At 72.7% G+C, this 1,918-nt stretch carries 2 protein-coding genes; both read right to left on the bottom strand.

Annotation, left to right across the window (positions count from 1 at the left end; genetic code table 11):
- Positions 1–52: 52 nt before the first annotated feature.
- Entirely contained in the window at positions 53–991 is a 939-nt protein-coding gene (locus AB0C69_RS41805) for an RNA polymerase sigma-70 factor (RefSeq protein WP_360362375.1), read from the bottom strand.
- A gap of 150 nt (positions 992–1,141) precedes the next feature.
- The coding region (locus AB0C69_RS41800; RefSeq protein ID WP_360362372.1) for a ferritin-like domain-containing protein at positions 1,142–1,918 on the bottom strand (777 nt) is incomplete at its 5' end.

Raw genomic sequence — 1,918 nt, 5'->3', positions numbered from 1 at the left:
GCCCCCGCCCGGCCTTGGTGCGGCCATCCAACGGGGTGGCGGGGCGCGACGGTCAGGTGACGACCGTCGCGGCGGTGATCTTGGCGGGGTTCATCATCCACAGCACCTGGCCGATGCCCTGGTCGGTGCCGTCGACGGTGAGGACGGTGAAGGTTTGGCCGTCGCGCTGGAGCAGGGCGGCCCACTGGCCGTTCACCGTGGCCCACTCCACGTCGACCCCGTCCCAGAAGTGGTTCGCGAACGCCCGGACGTACTTGGCGACACGGACCCCGCCTACCACGGGGAAACGGGACGCCCGGACGGCGCCGCCGCCGTCGGAGTAGCTGACCGCGTCCGCGGCGAGGAGCTCTTCCAGAGCGGCCATGTCGCCGGCGCGGGCAGCGGCGACGAAAGCGGTCAGCAGCCTGCGCTGCTCGGCGCCGGTCACCGGTGCCCGCCGCTCGGACCGCAGGTGCTTGCGGGCCCTGCTGACCAGCTGCCGGACCGCCGCCTCCCCGGCCTGGAGGATCTCGGCGATCTGCGGATAGGGATAGTCGAACGCCTCTCGCAGGACATAGGCGGCGCGTTCGGTGGGCGACAGCCGTTCCAGGAGCATCAGGACCGCGAAACTGAGCGCTTCGCCGCGTTCGGCTCCCAGGTACGGATCGGAGCCGGTGTCGACGGGTTCGGGCAGCCAGGGACCGATGTAGCTCTCCCTGCGGACCCGGGCGGACTGCAGGACGTTGATCGCCAGCCGGGTGGTGGTCGTCGCCAGGAACGCGGCGGGATCGGCCACGGCGGCGCGGTCGTAGGTCTGCCACCGCAGCCAGACGTCCTGCACCAGGTCCTCGGCCTCGGTGACGCTGCCCAGCATCCGGTAGGCGATCCCGAACAGCCGTCGCCGCACCTCGGCGAAGACCGCCGCGGCGTGGTCGAGATCGCCCGCCGCCTCCGGAACGGCGGCGGCCGGCCCGTCCGCCGCCGGGTCGCCGCCCGGTCCGCCGTCCGCCACCAAGATCGCCCCCGTTCGGATCGCAGGCCTGTCCGGTCCTGCCCTCGGACAGCTCAGACAAGGCAGGCCTCACTTCTGTGACAGTAACCGCAACCAGTCCGAGATGGCGGAGCGCCTCCAAGAGGAGGCCGCGCGGGGTGCGTTGATGCGTTACGGCTCGTCGCCGGCGCTCCCACCGCGCTCATCCGGCGGGACGTACTCGAACGTGGGGCCGGCCGTGGTGCCGTCGCCGTCGGGCGTGCGCATCAGCGCCTGGGCCTGCGCCTTGAGCCTGTACATGGTGGTGACTGCGACCCCGAGCAGCTGCGGGCAGCCGTTGAACGCCTGCTCCAGCAGGTGCAGGAGAGTGCAGTACGTCCGGTTGAACTCCTCCTGGGCCGCGCGGATCGCGCTGCCCGGGGGATGGTCGGCGATCTTGGGGTTGGGCCGCATCGGCAGGACGCCCGCGAAGTCCACGCCGACCGGCTCGCCGGTGGGCCCGGACCGCGGGGTGTCGCCGCGGCGGTAGCGGCGGCCGACTCTGAGCTCCTGGAAGCGGTAGTAGTGGGCGACCTCGTCCCGGCCGGGGTGGTGGACGTCGGGATCGCCGTCCCAGACCGCGCCGCGGGACGTGCCCTCGCCCTCCTCGACGATCTCCTCCAGCGCGGCCAGCGCCGAGGCCAGATCGGTGACCGCGATCATTTGTCCGGCGGTGTGCTGGAAGTGCCCGGCGTGGACCTGGCGGGACGGGTCGCCCGAGAAGACCTCCGCCTCGCCGAGCCGGTCGCACAGGACGCTCAGCCCGTCCTCGATCGCTTCGTAGAACTGCCCGATCGTCTCGTAGCCGTCGCCTTCGGCGGGGGCGCCGGGCGGCGCCGGCCCCACCTGCTGCTGCTGCGCGGGGTGCACTCGGTCGCCGCCACCACGCCCAAGGGCCGGCTCCTCCAC

This window comes from Actinomadura sp. NPDC048032, assembly GCF_040653175.1.
GTDB classification, from domain to species: domain Bacteria; phylum Actinomycetota; class Actinomycetes; order Streptosporangiales; family Streptosporangiaceae; genus Spirillospora; species Spirillospora verrucosospora.
The sequence above is the reverse complement of the archived record's forward strand: the minus strand, read 5'-3'. Positions and strand labels throughout refer to the sequence as shown.